General features: G+C 49.0%; 26 protein-coding genes and 1 pseudogene. 18 read left to right on the forward strand and 9 right to left on the reverse strand.

Features of this window, described 5'->3' with window-relative positions; genetic code table 11:
• Positions 1-47: 47 nt before the first annotated feature.
• A pseudogene (locus IE064_RS04815) lies at positions 48-218 on the forward strand (MipA/OmpV family protein); the annotation flags it as partial.
• A 468-nt stretch (positions 219-686) separates the two neighbouring features.
• Here the strand turns inward: IE064_RS04815 and IE064_RS04820 are convergent.
• Positions 687-1553, reverse strand: coding sequence for an SDR family oxidoreductase (locus IE064_RS04820; RefSeq protein WP_189616870.1), 867 nt, complete (start codon positions 1551-1553; stop codon positions 687-689).
• Positions 1554-1661: 108 nt separating this feature from the next.
• Here IE064_RS04820 and IE064_RS04825 point away from each other — a divergent pair, with 108 nt between their 5' ends.
• Positions 1662-2537: a LysR family transcriptional regulator gene (locus IE064_RS04825; RefSeq protein ID WP_189616871.1), complete on the forward strand. Its 876-nt coding sequence runs from the start codon at positions 1662-1664 to the stop codon at positions 2535-2537.
• 333 nt (positions 2538-2870) lie between these two features.
• Here the strand turns inward: IE064_RS04825 and IE064_RS04830 are convergent, their stop codons facing one another.
• Positions 2871-3272, reverse strand: a complete 402-nt coding sequence (locus tag IE064_RS04830) for a winged helix-turn-helix transcriptional regulator (RefSeq protein WP_064597532.1) — start codon at positions 3270-3272, stop codon at positions 2871-2873.
• Positions 3273-3371: 99 nt separating this feature from the next.
• On the opposite strand from IE064_RS04830, the gene IE064_RS04835 reads away from it, so the two are divergent.
• Complete coding sequence (locus IE064_RS04835; RefSeq protein WP_189616872.1) at positions 3372-4103, forward strand: SDR family NAD(P)-dependent oxidoreductase; 732 nt, start codon at positions 3372-3374, stop codon at positions 4101-4103.
• 290 nt (positions 4104-4393) lie between these two features.
• Entirely contained in the window at positions 4394-5404 is a 1011-nt protein-coding gene (locus tag IE064_RS04845; RefSeq protein WP_189616873.1) for a transposase, read from the forward strand.
• Positions 5405-5908: 504 nt separating this feature from the next.
• Here IE064_RS04845 and IE064_RS04850 read toward each other — a convergent pair.
• Together IE064_RS04850 and IE064_RS04855 are read right to left on the reverse strand one after the other, a co-directional pair.
• On the reverse strand, positions 5909-6304 hold the full coding sequence (locus IE064_RS04850; RefSeq protein ID WP_189616874.1) for a DP-EP family protein: 396 nt from the start codon (positions 6302-6304) through the stop codon (positions 5909-5911).
• A 31-nt stretch (positions 6305-6335) separates the two neighbouring features.
• A complete protein-coding gene (locus tag IE064_RS04855) occupies positions 6336-9506 on the reverse strand; it encodes an nSTAND1 domain-containing NTPase (RefSeq protein WP_189616875.1) in 3171 nt (1056 codons plus the stop codon).
• 201 nt (positions 9507-9707) lie between these two features.
• On the opposite strand from IE064_RS04855, the gene IE064_RS04860 reads away from it, so the two are divergent.
• Positions 9708-10088, forward strand: a complete 381-nt coding sequence (locus IE064_RS04860) for a gamma-butyrobetaine hydroxylase family protein (protein ID WP_189616876.1) — start codon at positions 9708-9710, stop codon at positions 10086-10088.
• A 4-nt stretch (positions 10089-10092) separates the two neighbouring features.
• Here the strand turns inward: IE064_RS04860 and IE064_RS04865 are convergent, their stop codons facing one another.
• The 3 genes from IE064_RS04865 to IE064_RS04875 all read right to left on the reverse strand — a co-directional run bounded on the left by IE064_RS04865 (position 10093) and on the right by IE064_RS04875 (position 12047).
• Positions 10093-11187 carry an MJ1255/VC2487 family glycosyltransferase gene (locus tag IE064_RS04865; RefSeq protein ID WP_189616877.1) on the reverse strand — a complete coding sequence of 365 codons (1095 nt, stop codon included), beginning with the start codon at positions 11185-11187 and terminating at the stop codon, positions 10093-10095.
• A 3-nt stretch (positions 11188-11190) separates the two neighbouring features.
• On the reverse strand, positions 11191-11712 hold the full coding sequence (locus IE064_RS04870; protein WP_189616878.1) for a phosphatase PAP2 family protein: 522 nt from the start codon (positions 11710-11712) through the stop codon (positions 11191-11193).
• 95 nt (positions 11713-11807) lie between these two features.
• Complete coding sequence (locus IE064_RS04875; RefSeq protein ID WP_189616879.1) at positions 11808-12047, reverse strand: YgjV family protein; 240 nt, start codon at positions 12045-12047, stop codon at positions 11808-11810.
• A 291-nt stretch (positions 12048-12338) separates the two neighbouring features.
• Here IE064_RS04875 and rraA point away from each other — a divergent pair, with 291 nt between their 5' ends.
• The 11 genes from rraA to IE064_RS04930 all read left to right on the forward strand — a co-directional run bounded on the left by rraA (position 12339) and on the right by IE064_RS04930 (position 21546).
• Positions 12339-12824, forward strand: coding sequence for a ribonuclease E activity regulator RraA (gene rraA, locus IE064_RS04880; RefSeq protein ID WP_133040479.1), 486 nt, complete (start codon positions 12339-12341; stop codon positions 12822-12824).
• A gap of 240 nt (positions 12825-13064) precedes the next feature.
• Positions 13065-13820, forward strand: a complete 756-nt coding sequence (ubiE, locus tag IE064_RS04885; protein WP_133040478.1) for a bifunctional demethylmenaquinone methyltransferase/2-methoxy-6-polyprenyl-1,4-benzoquinol methylase UbiE — start codon at positions 13065-13067, stop codon at positions 13818-13820.
• A 1-nt stretch (position 13821) separates the two neighbouring features.
• Positions 13822-14454, forward strand: coding sequence for a ubiquinone biosynthesis accessory factor UbiJ (locus tag IE064_RS04890; protein ID WP_189616880.1), 633 nt, complete (start codon positions 13822-13824; stop codon positions 14452-14454).
• Entirely contained in the window at positions 14451-16100 is a 1650-nt protein-coding gene (ubiB, locus tag IE064_RS04895; protein WP_189616881.1) for a ubiquinone biosynthesis regulatory protein kinase UbiB, read from the forward strand. The genes IE064_RS04890 and ubiB overlap by 4 nt, the downstream gene beginning before the upstream one ends.
• A 61-nt stretch (positions 16101-16161) precedes the next feature.
• On the forward strand, positions 16162-16395 hold the full coding sequence (tatA, locus tag IE064_RS04900; RefSeq protein WP_133040475.1) for a Sec-independent protein translocase subunit TatA: 234 nt from the start codon (positions 16162-16164) through the stop codon (positions 16393-16395).
• 6 nt (positions 16396-16401) lie between these two features.
• Positions 16402-16812: a Sec-independent protein translocase protein TatB gene (gene tatB / locus IE064_RS04905; RefSeq protein WP_133040474.1), complete on the forward strand. Its 411-nt coding sequence runs from the start codon at positions 16402-16404 to the stop codon at positions 16810-16812.
• 10 nt (positions 16813-16822) lie between these two features.
• Positions 16823-17584, forward strand: coding sequence for a twin-arginine translocase subunit TatC (gene tatC / locus IE064_RS04910; protein WP_189616882.1), 762 nt, complete (start codon positions 16823-16825; stop codon positions 17582-17584).
• A gap of 52 nt (positions 17585-17636) precedes the next feature.
• Positions 17637-18170 carry a hypothetical protein gene (locus IE064_RS04915; RefSeq protein ID WP_189616883.1) on the forward strand — a complete coding sequence of 178 codons (534 nt, stop codon included), beginning with the start codon at positions 17637-17639 and terminating at the stop codon, positions 18168-18170.
• The gene (locus IE064_RS04920) at positions 18167-18967 is read left to right on the forward strand and encodes a TatD family hydrolase (RefSeq protein WP_189616884.1); all 801 of its coding nucleotides are present in this window, start codon (positions 18167-18169) and stop codon (positions 18965-18967) included. Before IE064_RS04915 ends, IE064_RS04920 begins: the two co-directional genes overlap by 4 nt.
• Entirely contained in the window at positions 18964-20847 is a 1884-nt protein-coding gene (locus IE064_RS04925) for a sensor domain-containing diguanylate cyclase (RefSeq protein ID WP_189616885.1), read from the forward strand. The genes IE064_RS04920 and IE064_RS04925 overlap by 4 nt, the downstream gene beginning before the upstream one ends.
• 162 nt (positions 20848-21009) lie before the next feature.
• Positions 21010-21546, forward strand: a complete 537-nt coding sequence (locus IE064_RS04930; RefSeq protein WP_189616886.1) for a TlpA family protein disulfide reductase — start codon at positions 21010-21012, stop codon at positions 21544-21546.
• A 66-nt stretch (positions 21547-21612) separates the two neighbouring features.
• Here IE064_RS04930 and IE064_RS04935 read toward each other — a convergent pair whose 3' ends face one another.
• Both IE064_RS04935 and rhlB read right to left on the reverse strand, forming a co-directional pair.
• A complete protein-coding gene (locus IE064_RS04935; RefSeq protein ID WP_189616902.1) occupies positions 21613-22494 on the reverse strand; it encodes a Ppx/GppA phosphatase family protein in 882 nt (293 codons plus the stop codon).
• Positions 22495-22544: 50 nt separating this feature from the next.
• The gene (rhlB, locus tag IE064_RS04940; protein WP_189616887.1) at positions 22545-23831 is read right to left on the reverse strand and encodes an ATP-dependent RNA helicase RhlB; all 1287 of its coding nucleotides are present in this window, start codon (positions 23829-23831) and stop codon (positions 22545-22547) included.
• A gap of 151 nt (positions 23832-23982) precedes the next feature.
• On the opposite strand from rhlB, the gene trxA reads away from it, so the two are divergent.
• Positions 23983-24309: a thioredoxin TrxA gene (gene trxA / locus IE064_RS04945; RefSeq protein ID WP_133040467.1), complete on the forward strand. Its 327-nt coding sequence runs from the start codon at positions 23983-23985 to the stop codon at positions 24307-24309.
• Positions 24310-24514: 205 nt separating this feature from the next.
• Positions 24515-25777, forward strand: a complete 1263-nt coding sequence (rho, locus tag IE064_RS04950; RefSeq protein ID WP_133040466.1) for a transcription termination factor Rho — start codon at positions 24515-24517, stop codon at positions 25775-25777.
• The last annotated feature ends 204 nt before the right edge of the window (positions 25778-25981 follow it).

The following is a 25981-nucleotide window of genomic DNA, read 5'->3' on the forward strand; positions in this document are numbered from 1 at the left end:
GAACGACCTGACCCGCGTTATCCTGAAAATACACAGCCGCCAGTGCGGGAATTTATGCCTGGTCAACGAATCTTAACTGGACACACAAGTTCAACCAGGACTGGAGCATGGTTGCCGTAGCAGGTGTTACGCAGTTGACGGGTGATGCGCGCAATAGCCCGATTGTGCAACGACAAACATCGCCCACGGGAAGCCTGCTGGTGACATATCGTTTCTGATTGTTGTTCGTCGTGTGCTTCCCGCCAGCTTATGGCTCTGCACGGCCAATAAAACCTCTTCGATCCGCCCCGGGTTCAGAGAATGGGGCGGAGCTCGACACATTGAAAATTCGAAAGCATCAGCCCCAGGCCAGGATAAAATCTATTCACCGCCGCTGACACATCACAAAAGCGAACGAGAGACCGAGAAAAACACTGAAGTTCAAAACACCGAAAGAGATAATTGAAAAGGGTGTTGCGTTGACAGGTTGAATCTACAGTTACGCTTTTTAAAATTTGTTAGCGGAAAAAGCGCTGGCGAGCAGCAAAGAGAAAATCGAACAAATTGCCTTTAACGTGGCATTCACACAATATGTGGGTGTTCCACCTGGTGTTTTCAGACGCCAGAAGATCCCGCAAACACATTCCCCAGCCCTGAGCAAGGCGCGGGCTTTCCCTAAGCCCACTCCCACCTGTCAGAAGTGCATTTTATTGCGCGGCAAGTGCCGTCACGACGTCGCGGTAGGTATGCAACGGGCGGCCAAGAAGCGTGACCAGACGCTCTCTGTCGCCATCCTGTGGGAGCATGCCGTGGCTGACGTAGCGCTCAGCCATCAGACGCATTTCGTAGGCCATCCATTTCGGCATAAATTCTGCCATGTTTGCTTCAAATGCATCCGGGTTATCTCCGCCGTAAATAATCTCGCGGCCCAGCACCTCACTCCATACGGCGGCGGCACTTTCCCCCGTCAGCGTATCGGGACCAACGAGATTAATCGTTTCGACAGGCAATTTTCCGCTCGCCTGATCGCGTCGTATCAGTTCAATAGCCGCGACCTCGGCAATATCGCGTGTGTCTACCATCGCCAGGCCAATACCGCCGATCGGCATCGGGTAAACACTGTGATTCATGACCACATCCTTAATCATGACCTCATTGTCGATAAAGTAGGTTGGCCGCAGAATGGTGGCGCTAAAGTCCATCTCTTTAAGCATGCGCTCGGCCCCATATTTCACGGCGAAGTGCGGCACATTGACGGAAACATCGGCGCCAAAGACAGAGAGATATACTACGCGCTCAACGCCGCACTCGCGGGCAATGTTGAGGGTAATAATCGTCTGGGTATACTCGTCACCCGCGACCGCATTCAGTAAAAACAGCGTCTTGATGCCGCTGAAGGCGGTGCGTAAGGCGTCGATATCCAGCAAATCGCCTTTCACTACGTCGACATTTGCGGCAAAGCCCGCCTTAACGGGGTCACGGGTCAGCACGCGGAAATCAGCGCCGCGGCGAAGAAGTTGGTTAACGACATTGCGGCCGACGCGGCCGGTGGCTCCGGTGATCAGGATGGTCATGGTATTTACTCCGTGGTGGTTGGTTGGTGTAAACAAACAGTATCGCGATCCATTTTCGCTTTGAAGATGCTATTTTTTAGATGGTTCGTTCCATAAATGAGACACTTCATGGATATTAATGCCCTTAAAGATTTCCACCTCATCGCGGCTTCTGGCGGCATCAGCGCGGCCAGTCGCGCCAGCGGAAAACCCAAAGCAACCCTTTCACGCAGGCTGACGGACCTTGAAGAGGCACTCGGTGTGCGTCTTATTGAGCGCGGCGGGCAGAGATTGCACATCACTGAGGCCGGTGAACGCCTTTTGTCACATACCGTTGGTGCTATACGTGACATTGATGAAGCGGTCGAATCTGCACGGGAAACGTCGGCAAGTCCCTCCGGATGGCTGCGTATTGCGGCCCCGCTGCTATTTTCACAACTGGCTCTTGGGCAGCTTTTGGCTGCGTTTCGCCGTCGTTATCCGCGCATTCATGTTGAAGTGATTTCTGAAAACCGGATGAGTGACTTAGTGGATGAGCATTTTGATGTCGCGATCCGCATTAATCCGCATAAAAACAGTACGCTGGTTGGCAGACAGTTTGCCAGAGACAAACTGGCGCTGGTGGCGGTTCCCACGCTTGAGATGCCGCCTGGCGATGCACAAAACGCGCCTGAGATCCCGGCGATCGTGATGTTAACTTATTCGGATGGAGAGGTCTGGACTGTTCAGAGCGGGAAGCTTCATTTCGCGCCGCAACCGGTGATGCGCCTCTCTTCCCTTCTGACCGTGCGGGATGCCACCCTGGCGGGTGCCGGTGCGGCGATGCTTCCGCAATCTATTGTCAGACAACAGTTGGAAAAAGGTGAGCTGGTGTGCTGGGGAGAAGCCGATATATTGACTGAGCTCTGGGTGTTGCATACATCCCGTCGGCTTCAGAGCCCCAAAGTTAAGGCTTTCGTGGAGTTCATCTGCGAGCAATATCCCACCGGCTGGTTCGCTGTCTGAACCGGTCTAAACGGGTATTACCGGGAGGTATATATCTGTTAAGCAAAAGATTTAGCGCAGCACAGTGATGACATTATTCTTGATTGCCCAACTACGAGCGAGTTCTCACGCTGGATAGTACAGTAGATGCGGAGATTTATGTAAAACGGCATGATCAGTGTGATTGAGCAACACCGAAACGCCAGAAGCCATCTTTTCCTCGATTATGAGAACAACAGCTGGCCCTGGTGATAACGGACAAAGCAGCCGGTATCTTTTATCGGATTAATCTCGGCCCCGTGAATAAACACCTGGGGTTAGCCTGTTTGTAATTCAGAGGATCAGGCGGATTGCTCAGGCATCAACCTGACTCTCGCGTTTATTTTCATCCGCATGAGCTCGATCGTATTCAGCCTGAGCTAATGCAATGGCCGGACCAAACGCCTGTGCCCAATTCGCCAGCGCAATAAAAGGCTGCTGCAGTGACTGCGCCAGCGGCGTAATGGTGTATTCCACACTCACCGGGTATGTGGACAGAACCTGACGATTAATTAAACCGTTTCGCTCCAGCCGTTTCAGCGCATCGGCCAGCGCCTTGTGGGTAATTCCGTCCAGACGTCGGCGAAGTTCATTGAACCGGCAAGGTTCCGTACACAGTACGGTCAGAATTAATATCGACCATTTATTGGTGATGTGTTCTAACACCAGACGAGTATTTTTCTGGTCTATCAGGCAGTTATCATGGTTTTCTTGCATGGCGATATAGTCACTTATATTTGGTATAGCGAAAGTGCGTAATTGATATTAAGTTTCAAATTTATATCATCTGTTTTCGACCTCAATCGGAGAAATCAGATGGGTAAAATAGAGAAAAAAGTCGCTGTGGTACTTGGTGGTGCGAAAGGAATTGGGCTGGCGATCAGTCAGCGTTTAGCCGCTGAGGGGGCCGTCACCTGGTTCACTTCCCGACGGGAAGAAGAACTTGAGACAGCCAAAAGCAAAATATCAGGAACCGCGATGCCGCTGCAGGCTGATGTCAGTCAGAAGAACGAACTGAGCCGTATCATGCAGACGGTTTCAGAAAAATCAGGTCAGATAGATATCCTTATAATCAATGCAGGAATATCAGAATACGCCCCACTTGAAGAGGTAAGTGAGCAACATTTTGACCAGACATTTGGCCTGAATGTCCGCTCCCCCGTCTTTGCCCTGCAGGCAGCATTGCCCTTGATGAAACCCGGCAGCAGTGTCGTTCTCATCGGTTCTATTGCTGATGTTCTCGGCACCCATGGCTATGGCGTCTACTCGGCCAGCAAAGCCGCGCTGCGCTCTTTTGCCCGCACCTGGACACGTGAACTTGCGGCGCGCGGTATCCGCGTCAACGTTGTCGCACCCGGTCCTGTCGACACTGAAATGATGGCGGCAACGTCTGATGAAGTGCGTAAAAGCTTAACCAGCGCAATACCTCTCGGCAGAATGGGCCAACCTGAAGAAGTTGCAAACGCCGCATTTTTCCTCGCAAGTGACGAGAGTTGCTACATTGCAGGTGCGGAGATTTGCGTTGATGGAGGCATGACGCAGGTTTAAGTGTGTATACGACGGCCATCCTCGGATGGCCGTTCAGAGGCAACCGTTCAGCAGGGCCCTATTGACTGGCTGCTTTGAAGTCGTCGAGTAGAGGATAGGACGTTTTGTTCAGCGTCGCGTCGAGAATGGCGCGGAGCCAATTCAGTGGATTCAACTTTTGTTTCCGGAGAAAAAATAGTAGGACAGCAAAAATAAAAATAGTAGGACAGCCATCAATTTGCGTAGTTGATAGGAATCGACTACGCTGAATTTTCACATGGAGTGAAGCTGCTACAACAAGGAGTGTTGTTATGACCGTTGCCCGCCGTCGTTTGATCGATGTTGCATCAACCCCTTATTACCACGTCATTAACCGTTGTGTCCGCCGTGCATTTTTGTGTGGTGAAGATGCGGTAACCGGCCGCAGTTACGAACATCGTCGCGAATGGATAGCTACCAAAATTCGTCAGCTTTCCGCTATTTTTTGCATCGATATTTGTGCCTATGCGGTGATGAATAATCACTATCACCTCGTGCTAAAAATTGATGCCGAACGCCAGCAGGTATTAAGTTCTTTGGAGGTCATCGAACGTTGGACACAGTTATTCCATCCACCCATGCTGGTAGCTCGCTTTCTCAAAGGTGACAAGCTCGATAAAACACTGCTATTACAGTTGGATGCGTTGATTGATGAGTGGCGTAAACGCCTCGCTGACATCAGTTGGTTTATGCGCTGCCTAAACGAAGAAATAGCCCGCAAAGCCAATAAAGAAGACAACTGCACCGGCGTATTTTGGGAAGGCCGCTTTAAGTCGCAAGCGCTACTTGATGAGCAAGCACTGTTAACTTGCATGATGTACGTTGATTTGAATCCCATCCGTGCCGGGATTGCCGACAGCATTGTGAACTCAGATTTCACTTCTATTCAAACACGGATTAAAGAGCAGCAGCAAAGAGTCCAGCCAGATAACCCCACATCACCGCACAAAACCACCCCATTAAAACCGCTATTAGATTTTGACGGTGCTACTCACACTGCCACACAATCAGGCATTCCCTTTCACTTTGCTGATTACTTGGAACTGATTGATTGGACCGGGCACGCTGTCCGCACCGACAAACGCGGCGCTATTGCCGAAACAGCACCCAAGCTATTACAACAATTGGGAATAACGTCAGACGCTTGGATGCGCAGTGCTACCGAATTCAGCAAACAGTACGCTCGCGCTTGTGGCAGTTGGGCGGCGATGTGTGAATTCAAAACCCGCCAAGGTGGCAAATGGTGTCGCGGTAAACAATACAGCAGTGAGCTATATCAGTAACACAAACAGATAAACCAGCTGTTCATCAAGAACCAGTGAAACTAGCGCGGCGTTTCACCCACTTCGTATACCTCAAATCATGCGATTACACCGATTTTATCGTCGTCATACTAACTGTTCGAAGCTAAACGGCTTTATTTCTCACCTAAAAACGATTTAACAACAAAAGATCGAACTAAAAAATAGCCTACAAAAATGATGCCTGTCCTCATATTTATCGATATTTATCGCTCATATTTTATCATATTTTATATTTTCTTTGCGCGGCGTTTCACCCGCTTCGTATACCCCAAATCATGCGATTACACCGATTTTATCGTCTTCATGCTCACGGATCGACACTAAACGGCTTCATTGCTCACCTAAAAGCAATTTAACAACTAAAAGAACGAACTACCACAAAAATAATGCCTGTCCTCATATTTTCTTTGCTCTTCTATATTAATTTTATATTTTTTTAAGAATTCGTGGTGACTAATCGACACCACGAATTCTTAATTTAAACTATTTTGGTTTATTGATAATTTCAGGGTCAGGACTCATCATAATCAGATTATTATCATCAGTTTTCAGCAATAGATGAAATCCAGTTGCACCATGATCCTTACAAAGATCTTCCAACACCAAAGTATCACCACTCTCATTTACAAATGTGTTTTCAATCACACCATCAAAAGGTGTTTTAAAGGCTGCACCAATAAAGCGTAGACCTTTAGGAGCCAACTCCAGATTGATCAGTTTGTAAAAAATAATGGTAGGTCCAGTTACATCCACCACAGTCTGTTCTTTGGTCAATGGTTCTGGATTTCCTGGTTCATAGTAGGTGAATTGGGGGAGTTTACCGGCACCAATAGTAACACTTACTTCAAAAGTATAAACGTCCACACTTTCCTTACTCATACCAATTTCCTTTACTTATTAAACATTCAGACTAAATAGATAAAATGCTACATTTATCTATCTCTTTTTTCAACAGAATAAATATTGGATCTGAATTACCCTGTAGAATTTTATCAACAAATTCTTTATTATCTTCACAACTTTTCATCAATTTATGATTAGGTGGATTCAATCTTAAACCACTATATTTTAAATAAAGAAGTTGTATTATCCGCCCAGCATAACTATTCAAATAATCGTCATCTTTTAAAGAAGTATTATTTAATGATTTTACATTTACTTCATATTCATCTAACTTAGAATTATTGATTACTGTAAAAATTTCTAACTGTTTCTCTAAAATTTCATAATTAACATCACTTTTATCAGTAATCTTAAGTATATTATATACTCTCTCAAAATGTATTTTTGGTATTTCACCCTTTGCTTGTATAAGAAAGTACCAAAAAACAATATTAATTCTAGAGAAATCTTCTAACCAAATACTATTTTTTCTGTCTTGTGTTAATTCAGATGTGACTTTCACTAAGGCTTCATCAAGTATATTCAAAGAATTATCCACTTTACCACTGATATAATAGTACTGGCCTAACCATTGCATTGCCGATGAAATACGGTCTTGAACATAAGCATTATCTTTATATTCCGGCTTATCAAAGTCTCTATGGATCGATTCCCACATTTTAATAGCGGCATCAGTGTCACCTTCTGCCACCAGTGCGCTGGCGACCCAAGATCTCGCATTCACCACATCGCCCACCAACGACTGATTGGTAGGATCAGCAGCAAGCAACGCGACTTTTTGTGACAGCGACTGTTCAAACAGGGTCTTGGCTTCTTTAAAGTGTTTCAACTTGAGTTGCACCGAGCCTAAGCTATTAAGCGCATAAGACAGTTCCATCAATGATTCTTTGCTATCTGGTGCAATATTCACCATTTTTTGGCTGTAATTAAGGTACTTATTTAAATAGTCAACAGCAGCAGACAAATTTGATTGGTCGTATAACAACTGCCCTTGCCAGAAGGCGTTAGCGCCGAGGGATTTTAGCAGTTCCAGATTGTTTGGCTGTTCATCCAGTAGTGGCAAAAACTCTTGCTGCGCGGCCAGTAAGGCATTTTTGGCCTCATCGGTTTTACCACGGGAATAGGCGACTTCACCAATGGCTTCCAACGTTTGCCCATGCTGAAAGCGCCCTTCAAAGCCCAAGGTTTTGTCCTGAATATTACCTTTGGCGGTAAAGTACTCCAGCGCCTTGTTGGAGATACCGTCCAGCAAATCCATACGGCCGATGCTACGCAGTTTGTCGGCAAAATCGCCCACCATAAAACCTAACAAATTTTCGGCATCTAAGCGCCGAGCGGTGGCTTGCTGCTGCGCCTGCTGGCTACGCAGGCTCATGGTCACTGAGATCACCGTTAGCACACATAACAGCATTACCGTGCTGCGGCGCGTCCAGCGCCGCCAGAATGCCCGTTGCGTTGAGGCATGAACAAATTGCTGCTCACCAGCATCCAGGGTAAACAACGGGTTTTGGGTTAATAGTTGCGCCTGTTGCAGGGGTTTACCATCCACCAGCAGGAACGCACCACTTTTGTGTTCTGCCAACCAACGTCGGCTTTGGTGATACAGGCGTGCCCGCTGTGCCAGACTGTCTTTGTGCTGATTGATCCACGCCACCGCTTTGGGCCAACGCCGCAGCAGCGCTTCGTGCGCCACATGAAACCCAGCTTGTTGCTGATTTAGCGAGGACACAAACAGACGCTGTTCGACCATCGCCTGTACCAGTGTTTTTTCAGCTTCAGTTTGCAGTTGATCCCAGCGGGCACTGCGGCTGGTGATGGACTGTTCGTCTTCACGCAAGGTCACCAATAGTGACAGCACCCGCGACAGCGCCTGTTGCTCCGGCTCACCAAGGGACGCCAACAGCGCATCGGCGGTTTTCCCAATGGCGCCTTCGATGCCCCCCAAGGCTTGATACACGGCAATCTGCATGGTGCCATCGGCGGCACGTTGCAAATACAGTTGCTGCAAGGTGTATTGCAGCAGCGGTAGGGCATCAGGATTGCTAGCCGCATCGGCACAAAGAATTTCATCCAAGGGCATAGCGGTGTCAGGGTCTTGCTGCCAGCTCAGCCCGGCGCTGACTGCTGGCAGGCGGATCATCTGCAACAATTCCTGGCGCCCAGGAGGAGCCAAATCGAAATGCGCGCCGCTGCCCTTGCCTGCCCGCAGGCTCGGATAACTCATCAGTTGTGGGTAAAAATCGTTACGGCAGGCACTGAGCACCAATATCGCCCGGCTGTGAGCCAGTTGTTCCAGCACATCGACAAACTGCTGCCGCTCGTCATCACTGAACAGGGGTGACGACAACAGCACCTCTAACCGATCAATAAACAGGCCGAAACGAGCCGTGCCATATTGAGTGTGTTGCAGCAAGGGTTGCAACCCCGCCAGCAGGGTGGCAGGTTCCAGCAACTTAGCGGCCAAGGTACTCGCGCTTTCGCCCGCAAATACCGGCGCATCGTTCAGTTCCCAATCCAGCATAGTGCTTGCCAGTGACAGCAACAGGTCGCCCGCTTGCACATCGGCCAAATCCAGCGTGGCGTGGTCGAGTAATCCTAAGCCATTAGCGCCCTGTTCCGACATCAGATTGGGCACAATACCCGCATGGATCAGCGACGATTTACCGCTGCCACTGGGGCCAAGAACCAGACAAAAATCGCGGCCAAAGCGCACTTGCTGAGCAATTCGTTCCAGCAGCAGTTGGATCTGTTCACTACGGCCGAAAAATACCTTGGCATCGGCGGCAGTATAAGCCCGCAAGCCGGGGAAAGGAGAATCCCCTTGCCATTGTTGGGGTGCCACACTCTGCTCATGACCGATAGGAAAATGCACCTCGGCCAGCGTGCGGTAACCGCGCTTACGAATGGTTTCGATATAAACCGGGCTGGTAGCGCTGTCATCTAAAGCGCGCCGTAACTGATTGATCGTCTTGTGCAGTGGGTTATCGCCCGTGTCGATACCCGACCAACATTCGCTGAGCAGGGTTTCGGCACTGATCACCTCGCCCGCATGGCGACACAGATACAGCAGCACATCCATGGCTTTGGGTTCTACTTGCTTCTGCCTGCGTCCTTTCTGCAGAGTGTTGGCATCAGGGTTTATCTGCCATTCGCCAAAATAAAAGGTACTTTGGGTCATCAGTTTGCGTCCACTGCGTCAAAAAAACTGCTTCTGTCAAAACAACAGAAAATACAAGGCATTATTACAAGTGTTTTACATAACTGCCAGTGCTATTTGTCAGTCATAACACTTCCCGATTAACACTTATGCATTCTTGGGATTCACTTTTGCGGCAGAGCGCGTCACCATAAGGCAAATGTTTTTGGTAACGGAACACTCATGAGCAGTCACAAAGTCACCTCACTGAAACTCAAACGTAAGTCACGCCTGCTGGAAATTGCGTTCGATGATGGCAGCGAATACCAGCTTAGCTGTGAATTTTTACGGGTTAATTCACCTTCCGCCGAAGTGCAGGGACACGGTAATCCCACCCTAGTGACCCATAAAAAGAATGTGAATATCAAAACTATTGAGCCTGTGGGTAACTACGCGGTGAAATTGGTTTTCGATGATGGTCATGATACTGGACTGTTTTCCTGGGATATTTTGTATCAGTTCTGTGTCAACCGTGAAGCGCTATGGCAGCAGTATCTGGCACGGCTGCGCGCCGAAAAAGGCAGTCGCGAGCCGTTGATTGACATGCAAATCCGCTACAGCTAAGGGGTCAACGCGACATTGGCCGGGCCAGCGTTTGACTTAACGCTTGGCTATCCTGACGTGAAAACCAACTGTCCGGCAACCGCACCTTTGACCACATTTCCTGACATAACGTTTGTGTGTCCTGCCAGTTGCCTTGCAGCAACCAGCTCACCAGCATGTCGCCCACATCGGGATAACAGATAGGCTGTGGATTGCTGGCACGCAACCAACGGCGTAGCGTTTGGCGGTTGAGGCTGTGCATGCTTTCAGCCGCCGCCAGCAACTCCAGTGCCGCCACGTTGGATAGCTGCTCAAACTGCCCCATCAACGGTTTTACCAGCAGTTTCTTCCCCAGTGTCATCGCTTCGCTGGCCAGTTCAAAGCCTGCGTTGCCTATCACCCCGCCACACCGCGCCATAGATGCTTTAAACCCCTCACGATTAAACCCATGCCAATGCACATGTGCGGGCAGCTGTTTAGGTGCGCTCGCGGCGTGATAGACGTGGAACTCGTGACTGTCGAACGGCAGTAACAGCGTGCAGATATCGTCAGCACTTTCAAACGGCAGATACACTAGAATTTCATGGGTTTGCTCGCAGGTAACCGACGCCACTTCCACAAAGGGCGGTAATATCGGGAACCCAAAATGATGCCAATGACACCCTAACGCCATGGTGACTGGCGCAAAATATTCCAATAACCCATCGTTGAACCAGCTATTGCCCACCTTGGGCACCGGCCAACGCAGTGCCGCCTGATGACTGATACCAATGCAGGTAACGCCTTGACGCCGCGCCGCCCAGGCGGAGATTGGTTCAAAATCATTCAACACCAAATCATAACCGGAGAGATCCAACGCCCGAATATCACGCCATAAGCCCAGTAACGAGTTGTGGTGCACGGTAGCGGCGATGTTTACCTTGCCACGATGCGTGGCAAAAGACAGTCCGGCAAGCGCCCGGAAATCACCAAACGCCTGCATATCAAAATATTTATCGGCAGCGCGGCCACTGAACAGATAATCCACGGTAACGCCATGAGCTGCCAGCGCTTTAGCCATAACGCGAGCACGGCTTAAGTGGCCGTTTCCCGTCCCCTGTACCCCATAAAGAATCCGCATTAATCAACCTTGTAACAATTGTCCGGCCCAATAACCGGAAGAACAGCCGAGCATCATGCCGGCTACAATATCCAGCGGGTAATGCACCCCGAGTACTATCCGAGAGCCACCTACCAAGGCGGCCCAGCACAACACTGGTACACCGAATTGCGGATACACCTGCAGCACCGCACAGGCAAACACAAAGGCACCAGCGGTATGACCGGAAGGCAGGCTATAGCGATCGGACGGTTCAAAATCGTGCACCAGTCCCGCGGGTAAGCAATGACAGGGACGCGTACGGCGGATGGTGTTTTTCAGCAGCAGATAGCAAGGCAATTCCAGCAGAAAGCTGGCTAACAGCAGGTTGAAGAAAGACTGACCATCACGATGCAATAGCAGTAACAACACTGCCAGATATAGGTAGGTTGGGCCGTTGCCCGAAGTCGACAGTTTTAAGGCTATCGGTGTCAACCGGTACTTTTTGCCCCAGAACAACAGCAGACAAAAACCCCGGCGATCCAGCTCTGCAAGGTGTAACAGCATGGCGCCCACTCCATCCAGTCATCTGTTGTAGAGACTAAGAAGTGGCGATGACGCGACCGTGACAGTTACCCTAAGCTTTTATGACAAGTGCAACATTAAGATAACATCGCGGGTTGGCGATAGGTTTTCAACAAGTAGTAGATGTTAACGCAGGCACCAAAGGCATTCATCGACACCACCGGCCAGGAGGCAATGGCCACACCGTAGGCGACAAATAATCCGCAACCACACAGATTTACCCAGCGCAGCCGCACAATATCTTTCATCATCAGCGATAACGCCACCATCAAGGAGGCACTGTAGCCAATGACATCAACCGCATTAAGCGTTTCCATCTTCAGGTACCTTACAGTAAGGCCCTCTGCCATCCTTATGCTAAACGGGGGATCCGTGCCCCAAAAGCAGATTAAAAAACAGGGGAAAGTAAATTTTAGGGAGCATATACTAGCAGACGATATTTCTCTGGCGTAACGAATTTCGTCCGCAATTTGCCATACCAGACGGTAAACCAAGTGAGACAATTGCGTGATTAATGGCACTTTTCTTTTAACGAATCCCTTATATACTGACTTTTAGTGCGCTAACAGATGCCGTCTCAGTCCGAGCGGAAAAACAGGAGTTTGATTATGGAATACAACACTTCAGAACTTTGTGACATGTACCTGGATGTTGTTGACGTTGTGGAACCCATGTTCAGTAACTATGGTGGCTGCAGTTCCTTTGGTGGCGCCATCAGTACCGTGAAATGCTTTGAGGACAATGGACTGATCCTGGATGTACTGCAGGAAGATGGTGAAGGTAAAGTGTTACTGGTGGACGGCGGTGGTTCGCTGCGCCGAGCGCTGGTTGATGCCGCAGTGGCGGAGTTAGCGGTAACTAACAACTGGGAAGGGATCATCGTTTACGGCAGTGTGCGTGAGGTGGATGCCTTGGAAGATATGGACATCGGCATTCAGGCTATTGCGTCGATCCCGGTTGGCGCTGATGCCAATGCCACCGGTGAAGTGGACGTGCCAGTGAACTTTGGCGGCGTAACCTTCCTGCCAGGCGATCATATCTATGCCGATAACACCGGTGTTATTTTGTCTCCAGAACCGCTGGACCTAGAATAATCCCGACTACCGCAGTTAACCCAAAAAGTCGGCACTGCCGGCTTTTTTTGTTGCCGCTGAGACCATGAATATCGCACGTCACAGACTATGCTCTTGCGACAGTTTGTGGTCTAATGCTCAACCTGATTGAAACAGGTTTTTCCTGCAGTGATCACAGCTTGGCAGTGCTGAGATTCAGCCAACACCTCTGAAGGCATACACTGCCAGCCATCATTAGTTAATCAAAGGAATACACGATAGATGTCTGAAGATTCTTCCAAAAGCACGCATTTTGGCTATAAAACTGTTGATGCTGCCAAAAAGGCTGAAATGGTTGCTGGCGTGTTTCACTCTGTGGCCACTCGCTACGACATTATGAACGATGTGTTGTCCTTTGGTATTCACCGACTCTGGAAACGCTTTACCATCGAATGTGCGGGTGCACGCCCGGGAATGAAAGTGCTGGATCTTGCAGGCGGCACTGGCGATTTGACTGCTAAGTTTTCGCATCTGGTAGGTGATAGTGGTGAAGTGATCCTGGCGGATATCAATGACTCCATGCTGAAAGTGGGCCGCAGCAAACTACGAGATAAAGGCGTGGTGGGTAATGTCAGTTACGTGCAAGCCAACGCCGAAGCACTGCCGTTCCCAGATAACACTTTTGATATCATCACCATCGCCTTTGGTTTACGTAATGTCACCGATAAAGATGCTGCATTACGCTCGATGCAACGGGTACTGAAACCAGGCGGCAAGCTGTTGGTACTGGAGTTTTCCAAACCACAGCACACCTTTATGAACAAAGCCTATGATCTCTACAGCTTCAAGATGCTGCCACTGATTGGCAAACTGGTGGCGCATGATGCCGACAGTTACGAATATCTGGCGGAATCCATTCGGATGCACCCAGATCAGGAAACTCTGAAAGGCATGATGCAAGATGCAGGTTTAGAGCAGGTGGATTACATCAACATGACGGATGGCATCGTGGCGCTGCACCGGGGTTACAAGTTCTGATATGACAACATGGAGCCTTGACAGCCAGTGGCGTCTGCTCGGTTGTGGAGCACTGGAAGCGGCATTAGCCAAACTTGTGCAGGCCGCAGGCAACGAAGCGCTGCGACTGAAACCATTACATGGCAAAGTGTTCTGCTTTGAGCTCAAGCAACTGTCCTGGCCCTTGTATCTGGTATTCGCCAATGAGATCCAGGTACTGAGTGAATATCAGGGCACTGTCGATGTAAAAGTGATTGGCGATGCCGCCGATCTCTATCGACTACGGGAAGGTGAAAGTCTTACTGAGCTGATTAAACAGGATAAGTTGCGTATAGAAGGCGACCTGACACTGCTGCAGCAATTTAGCAATTTTTTGCAAAATGTCAGGATTGATATTGCCGAGCCATTATCAAAGCTGCTGGGTGATGCCCCGACCTACTGGCTCACAACTGGTGCCAGCCGCGCCAGCGAAGGATGCAAACAAGTACTGCAAAAAACCTGGTCTCATCTTGGTCAGTTAGCAACCGAGGAATATAAAGTGGCACCGCATAAGCTTGAATTTATTCGTCATTGCGACAGAATTGATGAGCTGACTGCGGCAGTGGCAGCACTGGAGCAGCGAATCGCCACCTTGAAGGATAAAATCAGCCCATGAGTTTCACCAGTATCAAACGCGCTTATCAGGTCATCAGTATCGCTCTGCACTATGGTCTGGACGAACTGTTACCCCCTAAACTTGCGCCTTGGTACTTTCGGTTATGGCGTTTAAGCCTGTTCTGGCTGCGCAACCGCCATAAGCAAAAACCCGGCGGTGAACGGCTGAAACTGGCGCTACAGGAACTCGGGCCGGTTTACATTAAATTTGGTCAGATGTTATCAACCCGCCGTGACCTACTCAGTGATGAATGGGCCTACGAGCTAGCGATGCTGCAAGATCGGGTGCCGCCGTTTGACTCCAAGCTTGCCCGCCAAGCCATTGAAGTCGAACTGAAAGCGCCTATTGAGTCGCTGTTCGATGATTTCGATGAAAAACCGCTGGCGTCAGCGTCCATCTCCCAAGTACACACCGCTATCCTAAAGTCCAACGGCAAACCGGTAGTGCTGAAAGTGCTGCGACCGAATGTTGAAAAGCAGATAGTGGCCGACCTGCAGCTTATGAGCCAGACGGCAGCGCTATTGGAAACCCTGCTAGGCCCCAATAATCGCCTGCGGCCAGCTGAAGTAGTGGAAGATTACCGTACCACCATCATGGGTGAGCTGAACCTCAAGCTGGAAGCGCTGAATACTATCCGGCTGCGCAACAACTTTCTCGACTCCAACGCCTTATATGTGCCTTACGTGTATGAAGAGCTGAGTCATCCACGTTTGTTGGTGCTAGAGCGCATTTATGGCATCCCTGTGTCAGACATTGCTGCGTTAAGGGCGCAGGGTACCAACCTCAAATTACTGGCCGAGAAAGGTGTCCAGCTATTTTTCACCCAGGTATTCCGCGACAATTTCTTTCACGCAGATATGCACCCCGGCAATATTTTTATCTCCCGCGAGCATCCGCAAGATCCCTATTACATAGGGCTTGATTGCGGCATCATGGGCACCCTCAGCGACACGGATAAACGTTATCTGGCAGAAAATTTCCTGGCCTTTTTCAACCGTGATTACCGCCGTATTGCCCAGCTTTATGTGGAGTCTGGCTGGGTGTCGCCTGATACCGATTTGTTGGCCTTTGAGCAGGCCGTCAAAGTTGTTTGCGAACCCATGTTTAATAAGCCGCTCAACGAAATCTCTTTCGGTCATGTGCTGCTGGAACTGTTCCGTACCGCCCGCCGCTTCGACATTGTGGTACAGCCGCAACTGGTATTGCTGGAAAAAACTTTACTTTACATCGAAGGTTTGGGGCGACAGCTGTATCCGCAGCTGGATTTGTGGCAGACTGCCAAGCCTTTTTTGGAAAACTGGATGGCGGAACAGGTGGGGCCCAAGGCGATGCTGCGCAAAGCAAAAGCCCAGTTGCCTTATTGGTCAGATAAGCTGCCAGAAATTCCTGAACTGATTTACGACAACCTGCGGTTGGGCAGAAACCTGTTAGGTTCGCAGCAGCAGATGTTAGATAAGTATTTGAGACACCAACAGAAGTCACATAAAAGCAACTATCTGCTTATCACTTCTGCTGTTTTGTTGATCTGCGGCACTATATTATTCAGCCGTGACGTTACACTTTGGCTTTCCCACAGCTGTCTGGGTGCTGGGGTGGTATTCTGGCTTATTGGATGGCGATCCAGGCCAAAGATCCGAAAATTTTAATTCGTATTTGCTAATCAAACGTTCATAATAGAACCGAACAATGAGTTAAGAGGAAACCTTCATGGGTGGTATCAGTATTTGGCAACTTCTCATCATCGCATTAATTGTTGTACTGCTGTTCGGTACCAAGAAGCTGCGTTCACTTGGTAGCGATTTGGGCGGCGCTGTGAAAGGATTCAAAAATGCTATGTCCCCTGAAGAGGAAACCAAGTCCATCGAGAATAATGCAGCGAAAAGCGAATCTGCCGAGGCAACTGAGAAGAAGCCTGAGTCCAAGGACAAAGAACAGGCGTAATCTCTCATGTTCGATGGTATCGGTTTTTCCGAACTGCTGTTGATTGGGATTTTGGGGCTGGTGGTACTCGGCCCCGAACGTCTACCTATAGCGGTTCGTACTATCTCCAACTTTATCCGAACCATGAAACGCATGGCTAATTCGGTAAAGGATGAGCTTGAACAAGAACTCAAGCTGGAACAACTGCACGCCGATTTAAAAAAGGCGGAAAGCAAGGGATTGGGTAATCTGTCCCCTGAATTGCAGGAATCTATCAACCAGCTAAAAGAAGCCGCGCAGTCGGTCAATCGTCCTTATCAGATTGACAGTGACAAACCTGCCAAAGCCGTAGACGACAGCAAACCAGCAGCGACTGAAGTACCTGCTGAGACAGCGACTGCCGAGCCTTCATCTGCCTCCGACACTGATAAAAAATAGCGGGTAAAAAATGTCGCAACAGCAACCGTTAATCAGTCACTTGCTGGAACTGCGCAATCGATTGCTCAGAGCCACTGCCAGCGTGTTAATCGTATTTCTGGCAATTGTATACTGGGCCAAAGATATTTATCACTACATGGCCGTGCCTTTACTTAAGGCGTTGCCTTCCGGCGGCACCATGATTGCCACCGATGTGGCCGCACCGTTTTTTGCCCCGTTTAAACTGACGCTGGTGTTGGCATTTTTTATTGCCATTCCTTATGTGTTGTATCAGATTTGGGCCTTTGTGGCACCTGGACTCTACAAACATGAAAAGCGTCTGATTTCTCCACTGTTATTCAGTAGCACCATCCTGTTCTATCTTGGGATCTGTTTTGCCTATTATGTAGTATTTCCTCTGGTATTCGGTTTCTTCGCCAATGCCAGCCCCGAAGGCGTGCAAGTGGCTACCGACATTAACAGCTACCTTAACTTCGTTCTAAAGTTGTTCTTTGCCTTTGGCTTGGCCTTTGAAATCCCCATCGCCGTGGTACTGTTATGCTGGGCTGGCGTAACTTCACCAGAAGATTTGAAAGCACAGCGTCCATACATTATTGTAGGGGCGTTTGTTGTGGGGATGTTGCTGACACCACCCGATGTGATTTCACAGACGATGCTGGCAGTGCCCATGTTATTGCTGTTTGAAGGAGGCTTATTTGCCGCCCGTTTTTACAGCAAAAAGGCGGATAAAGACGACGAGGAAGAAGTCGAGGAAGGCGAGGAAAATCCGTAATCAGCCCCACAGCAATACGATTTGCCATCTCAATTGACATAAGGATTATTGGATGCGTTACTTGTGTACTGCTGTAGTGTCTTGTTTGTTAACTTCCCACGCCCAAGCCGCTATTGAACAGCAATTGGCGCATTGCGCCACCATTGCTGACAATGCATCTCGCCTACAATGCTATGATCAGCTTGCCCAAGCGAGTGACCATGTTGCGGTATCTGCCGTTGCTGAAACTAACGCCAAAACCTCACCCAATCCGGCGCTAACACCTAAGCTTGCCACCGTGCCATCATTGACGCCCCCCCCAAAAACATCAGTAAAAGCAGATGCTGTTGCTGAGTTTGGTGCGCCGAGAAAAGAGAATAATCAAGCGCTTGAACAAATTCGTTACCCGGTCACCTTTGCACAAAAGGGATTACGCGGCGGCTATACGGTAACACTCGCTAATGGCCAAGTCTGGCAACAGATAGGTAGTGAGTCTTTTCGAGTTAAACAAGGCCAGACAGTTGTCATAGAAAAGGCCGCGTTGGGCTCTTTCTTGATGCATGTGGACGGTACTAATAACAGTATCAGAGTAAAGCGTCTGCAGTGAACCGTTACATGGACGTTGCGGTCAATCTGATTGGCAGCAAACTGGAACAGGACCTGATACAGGTGATTCAAGATGCCAAGGATGCTGGCGTCTCGCCTTTGCTGCTGATCGGCAGTGACCTCGCTGAAAGTGAACGCTGTATTGAGGTTGCGAAACAGTATCCCCAACAACTCTACACCACCGCAGGTGTACATCCACATCATGCGGATGGCTGGCACAATGACAGCTTGCAACAACTCACCAAGCTCTGTACTCAGGCGCCTGTCGTGGCAGTGGGAGAATGTGGCCTCGACTTTGACCGCAACTATTCTAGTCGCGAGCAACAACTCGCAGCTTTTGAAGCGCAACTCGCGTTAGCCGCACAGTTACAAATGCCAGTCCTGATGCATCAGCGTGAGGCCCATGAGGATTTTCTCAATATATTGAGCCGTTATCGGTCATCACTGCCAGCAGCCCTGCTGCATTGCTTTACGGGAGATAAGCAACAGGTGGCTGACTATAACGCACTGGATCTGTATTTAGGCATCACCGGTTGGGTCTGTGATGAACGACGGGGACAAGCCTTGGCAGAAGCAGTCGCTGACATCCCAGCGGAGCGGCTGCTACTAGAAACCGACAGCCCATATTTATTACCACGCAGTATGCGACCAAAACCTAAATCCGGTCGTAATGAACCCAAGTACTTACCCTATATTGCTGAATTCGTAGCCGAGTTACGACAACAACCATCGCAGCAGCTCGCGCAACAGTGCTATCAAAACAGTCTGCGATTATTTGGTCTGGAGTTGGCACAATGAAACGGTGGCTGGGCCTGATACTGTTATTATTCGCGACAGTTGTCGTCAACCCCCTCGCTTATGGTGTCATGCCTTTAATGGTCAGCGGATCCGACACCAGTACAATAAACCTCAAACAATATACTTTGTTTACCCAACAGCCCGCCGAGGCCACACTGCTGCAGGTCATGGCATTGTCGGAAAGTGCTTGGCAACCGGCGAATAAGCAACGCCTGCTATCCATTGGCAGCGATGGTGACTGGTATCATTTCCGCTTGCTACAGGAGCCAAATATTTCCCATAACTGGTTATTGGAATTTGATAATCCTGATATCGATCGGCTCACCGTCTATCACTTTGTTAATGGTCAATTGCAACAGACGGTAAACATGGGAGATACCCTAGTATTTAATCAACGGCCATTGTTACTTAATAGTTTTATTTATCCGTTCCTAATGCACGATAAGGAAACACACGATTTCTGGATCCAAGTGCAAACGCATGGCTCCAGCTATCTGCCTATCCAGCTGTGGACACCTGATCATCTGCTACAGCATGTCAGCGATGAAAACATGCTGCAGGGGATCCAGTTAGGCATTCTTGGGGCTATTGGGCTATTTTCCCTGTTTATGGCGGTGACCACTGGCTCTTTCAGCTATGGCTATTATTGCGGATACGTGCTGGCAATGGCGTTGCTGGTTGCCAGCATCAATGGCACAGCATTTAATCATCTATGGCCCGAGTCCCCACAATTACAAAATCACATTATTGCACCGCTAATTCCGTTGGTGTTGATGTTCAATGTTCTATTTACTGAGAAAGCCTTGCAGCTTAAGTACTTCAGTCGCTCACTGCTAAGATTGGGGAGAATATTGACCGCCGCATGTGGGATATTAATTCCGGTTTCGTTGCTTCTGCCTTATAGCATTGCATTGTACGGTGAGTTGTTGGCTGTAGTGGTGGTGGTCATCATCTTGCTGCTGATCAGCATGCAACAAGCGATAAAAGGCAACCAACTGGCACGCTTATATGCTTTATCGTCTATAGGTAAAACCACCGGGGTTCTGGTCAGTGTATTTATGTACATAGGATTATTGTCACTACCGATCAATCCACTGACCCCTTCGATGTTGGGGCTCACGGTTGAGATTGTGTTCATGGCGGCGGTGTTGGCGGTACGTTATAACGAAGAACGAAAATCCAAAATGCGTATCCAGCACGAAGCGCTCATGCAGTCACAAAGGATCCGTGAAGCTAAAGAAGAAGCACTTTTGCTGGAAGCCAAAAGTAACGAACGGCTCGAACGTATGGTGCAAGAACGCACGCTGGAGTTGGAATTTGCGATGCGCGAGCTAAACGAGGCCAATCGCAAACTCACAGAGAAATCGCAATTGGATGCGCTCACCGGTACTTACAATCGGGACGCTTTTGATAAAAAATTGCTGGCAGAAGGTCGGATCAGCCGCCGCCAACAAACCCCGTTAGCCATGTTGATGTTGGATATTGATAAATTCAAAACCATCAATGATACCTATGGGCATTTAGCTGGGGATCAGACACTAAAAGCCATCGCGGAAACACTGAAAGCGCACTTAAAACGTCCCGGAGATCTCGTTGCCCGCTTCGGTGGCGAAGAATTTGCGGTGATCCTGCCTAATACCGATGTTGCTGGTGCCAGCCAGTTGGCGGAGCAGCTACGGACTGCAATTGCAGCGTTGACGGTGTCATGGGGTGGACAGATCATCGACCTTACCGCCAGTATAGGCGTTAGTGCCGGAGTTATTACCGCCGATAGCGACACAGTGCAATTGCTGGCGCAAGCCGATCAAGCGCTGTATCAGGCCAAACATCAAGGACGGAATCGGGTTTGTTGTCATCAACCACAAACCGAGAAAGATTGAAATTTATCAAATTTCTATCCTGCATTGTCATTTACCAAAATATCCGCCAATAGGGACGCTAATTTAGTGATCCTGCTAACATTCATACTCTTTACTCCTTTGTGGATGGCAACACTGGTGGTTGAATCATTACCTTGGTTTAGGAGGCTTTAAGGAAGTACAATGCAGCAAAGTGTAAGAGTATTGCTGGCCACCACAGCGCTGTTTTTCAGCTGCCAGACATTGGCCAATGACGGTTGTAATTTTAAAGAAAACGAAGGCGGCTTTATGGCGACCTGTAAGCAAGAACAACAGGAAGTGATCCTGACCGGTGTCATTGACGGTAAGAAACTGGTGACTAAATTACCACCATTTGAAAGCGGCTACCAGAGTTATGAGGTAGATACCGCGGCGATTGCACCATTAAAAGCTGTCAGCAAGCCGACCCAGATTGTTGTGATCATTGGTACTTGGTGCCCAGATTGTCATCGGGAAACACCACGTTTTATCAAGATTATGGAAGCGGTGAATAACCCAAATATTTCCGTCAAATTTATTGGGGTGGATCGTAAAAAACATGATCCAGAAGGGCTGGCCGCAAAATATGAATTCAAGCGTATTCCAACCTTTATGGTGATCCAGGACGGTAAAGAGATTGGCCGCATTGTGGAGCGTCCGACCGAGTCCCTTGAAAAAGACCTCGCCAAAATTCTTGGGTAATGGCTCAATTACCCTTAAAAACAGAAAGGACCGCATGCGGTCCTTTTTTGATGAGGGTATCGCGGCTTACAGCACGATAGTCTCTCCGGCAACACGTTTTGCCAGCATCAGCAACACGCCTTCACGCAGCGCTCCGCCCGACAACGCTAACTGCTGGATTTGTAAAAGCTCAAACAACGCCAACAATATTGCCACGCCGGCGGCAAAAGTTGGGGCTCGTTCTCGCGATAAGCCCTTAATACTGGGCAAATCCAGTGATTTCTCCGCGAGGATTTCCAGCTTAAGTTGTTGCAACACCGCAGCAGTAATGATCTCCGAGACGCCGCGATGCTGTAGAAGCTCCACCACAGATTGCACTGCCCCAGAAGCGCCAACCACAGCATGCCAGCCCAACGCCAATAGTTGCTGACGGTACTCTCCCAATGCATTGGCAACACTTAGCTGCACATCATCGAAGTCCATCTGTTGCAGCGGTGCGGAACTGAAAAAGGCTCGATTATAAGTGACGCTGCCAAAGGGCAAACTGGTTTTAAACAGCAACTGCTCGCCATCACCGATGATAAATTCAGTACTAGCACCACCAATATCAATCACCAATCGACGTCCATGGCCTTGAGTCGTGGCGACCATGCCTTGGTAGATAAGCTCGGCCTCACGCATCCCACAGATGATCTCGATAGGGAGCCCCAATATCGGTAACGCACGGGTATTGAATTCTTCGGCATTATTGATACTACGCAACGTAGCGGTTGCAACCACCGCCACATTGGCAGACGCTACACCATGTTGCTGCAGCATATCGGCAAACATCGCCAGACAATCCAGGCCGCGTTGCATAGCATTGCTCTGCAATCGGCCATCGCTGCCGATCCCCTCAGCTAGGCGTACTTTACGTTTGTATTTTGCGATGACTTTTGGCTGGTTGCTCACGGTATGAGCCACCAGCATATTAAAACTATTAGATCCCAGAGTTATGGCCGCGTAAAGACTCAAATATGTCAGTTCCTACGGCTACGGTCGGGGCGGCGTCCTGTTGATCGGCTCCCTTGTGCCCGTTCTCTTTTATTACGGGGAGTCACCCGGCGATGCAACTTCACTGGTGCCGGAATATCATCAAGCAGGGCTTCGCGGTCATAAGAACTTACCGGAATGATATGTCCAATATAAGTCTCAATGGCCGGCAGATTCAGCGCATATTCTTCACAGGCGAAACTGACCGAAGCACCTTTTTCACCCGCACGGCCAGTACGACCGATCCGGTGCACATAATCTTCGCAGTCATCCGGCAAGTCAAAGTTATACACATGAGAAACATGTGGAATATGCAGTCCTCGGGCCGCCACATCTGTTGCTACCAGTATATCCAGCTCACCCTTAGTGAACTGTTCCAGGATTTTCAGACGTTTTTTCTGCGGCACATCTCCAGTCAGTAAACCCACGCGGTGACCATCACCTTCCAGCCAGCCCCACAAGTTTTCACACTGGTGTTTGGTATTGGCGAAGACAATGGCTTTTTCTGGCCAATCTTCTTCAATCAAGGTCAACAGCAAGGGGACTTTGTCTTCCATTGATGGGTAGAACAGCTCTTCCTTAATGTTCTTTGAAGTCTTCTCTTCTGGCGTAATTTCCACTTTGACAGGATCGTTCATGTGGTCATATGCCAGTTCCTGTACTTTCATCGACAACGTGGCCGAGAACAGCATATTCAGGCGCTGATCCGCAGCAGGCATTCGCCGAAACAGAAAACGGATGTCCTTGATAAAGCCCAGATCAAACATTCGATCCGCCTCATCAAGAACTACCGCTTGGATAGCACCAAGATTAATCACCCCTTGACGTACATAATCGATAATCCGTCCGGTGGTGCCAATCAGAATATCTACGCCCGCATCCAGCACTTTACGCTGAGTATCATAACCTTCTCCCCCGTAGACAATCCCCAGTTTCAACCCAGTATGCTTAGACAATAACTTGCCATCTTTAGCAATCTGAATTGCCAGTTCTCTGGTTGGGGCCATAATGATGGCGCGGGGTTGATTGAGCTGACGATTTTCGGGGACAGGATGAGATAACAGGTAATCAAAGGTGGCGACTAGAAATGCCAGCGTTTTTCCCGTACCAGTTTGGGCCTGGCCGGCAATGTCCTTACCTTCCAATAGCACCGGCAGCGATAACGCCTGGATTGGCGTACAGTATTCAAAGCCGTTCTCTACCAGCGCCTGAATCACTTCAGGGTGCAGTGGTAGATCGGCAAATTTTTGTTGAGATAAATGTGTTTCGCTCATAGCGGAAGCATACCAGTTTTGGGTTGCAATAAGATACTCGATAGTTTGAAATAGCAACAAGGAAAAACGATAACTTGATTTACTGTTTCACGGCCCCAATATACAGGTAATGCCAATTACAGGCCAGTAATGGCAACCAATGGAGAAGATCATGAGTGACAAAATTATCTATGTAAGCGACGACAGCTTCGAATCTGAAGTGCTGAAGTCAGACAAGCCAGTACTGGTGGACTTTTGGGCCGAGTGGTGTGGCCCATGCAAAATGATTGCCCCAATCCTGGATGACGTAGCCACTGAATACGATGGCAAACTGACAATCGCGAAAGTCAACGTAGATCAGAATAATGCGACCCCGGCAAAATACGGTATCCGTGGTATCCCAACACTGTTGCTGTTCAAAAATGGTGAATTAGCCGCCACTAAAGTGGGTGCACTGTCTAAGACTCAATTGAAAGAGTTTATTGACGCGCAAATCTAGTGCAAGAAGTGACACCCGGCACGCAATCACAATAAATTGCTTGCCGGGCAAGTAAACCGCTGGACGCTTCCGCTATATAGTGCTAACTTATTAACCAGATTTTATCTAAAACCCACTTCTCGCAGTTCAATCAATTTCCTTCAAATCCATTTTGAGTGATTGAGCACGCGCGTAAGCTTTGTCGCTAAAAACAAGACCCACCAAAATGAATTTAACTGAATTAAAAAACAAGTCTATTGCTGACTTAGTCGCTCTGGCCGAAGAAATGAATCTGGAGAATATGGCCCGTGCCCGCAAGCAGGACATCATTTTCTCCATTCTTAAAGCTCACTCAAAAAGCGGCGAGGATATCTTCGGCGGTGGCGTACTGGAAATTCTGCAGGATGGTTTCGGATTTCTGCGCAGTGCCGATGGTTCTTATCTTGCCGGTCCTGACGATATCTATGTTTCGCCGAGCCAGATCCGTCGTTTCAACATGCGAACGGGCGATACAATTTTCGGTAAAATCCGTCCACCAAAAGAAGGTGAACGTTATTTTGCGCTGCTGAAAGTTAACGAAGTTAACTTTGATAAACCCGAAAACTCCCGCAACAAGATCCTGTTTGAAAACCTTACGCCGCTGCACGCCGAAGAACGTTTGCGCATGGAACGTGGCAACGGTTCTACCGAAGATATCACGGCCCGAATCTTGGATCTGTGCTCACCTATCGGTAAAGGTCAGCGTGGTTTGATTGTTGCGCCGCCTAAAGCAGGTAAGACACTGCTGCTGCAAAACATCGCTCAGTCCATCACCTACAACAACCCAGAAGTCGTGTTGATGGTATTGCTGATTGACGAACGGCCTGAAGAAGTAACCGAAATGCAACGGCTGGTAAAGGGTGAAGTTATTGCCTCTACCTTTGACGAACCCGCAAGCCGTCATGTGCAAGTAGCCGAAATGGTGATTGAAAAAGCCAAGCGCCTGGTAGAGCACAAAAAAGACGTGGTGATTCTGCTGGACTCTATCACTCGCCTAGCGCGCGCTTACAACACGGTAGTGCCGTCCTCTGGTAAGGTATTGACAGGTGGTGTGGATGCCAACGCCCTGCATCGTCCTAAGCGCTTCTTCGGTGCTGCTCGTAATATTGAAAACGGTGGCAGCTTGACCATTATCGCCACGGCATTGATCGATACCGGCTCGAAGATGGATGAAGTCATTTACGAAGAGTTTAAGGGCACAGGTAACCAGGAACTGCATCTGTCACGTAAAGCGGCAGAAAAACGCGTGTTCCCAGCCATCGACTTCAACCGCTCAGGCACTCGTCGTGAAGAAAAGCTGACGACGCCAGATGAACTGCAGAAAATGTGGATCCTGCGGAAAATCCTGAACCCGATGGATGAAGTCAGCGCCATGGAATTCCTGATCGACAAGCTGGCGATGACCAAAACCAATGAAGAATTCTTTACCGCGATGAAACGCGCCAAGTAAAGATAACCTTCCAGAGATGCTAGCCACTATCACTATCAGTGGTTCATAGCTGGAAAGTCAAAGGCCGCTAGGATGCGGCCTTAATGTGATGGTCCGCCTCCCTTCTCAGCAACTATGCTGAGATTAGGCTAGACAGGAGGTAGACCATCATGTTTATTCAAGTACTCGGTATCGATTTAGGCAAGTCAAACTTTCATCTTATTG

The sequence above is a fragment of the Shewanella fodinae genome (genome assembly GCF_014651955.1).
GTDB lineage: Bacteria > Pseudomonadota > Gammaproteobacteria > Enterobacterales > Shewanellaceae > Shewanella > Shewanella fodinae.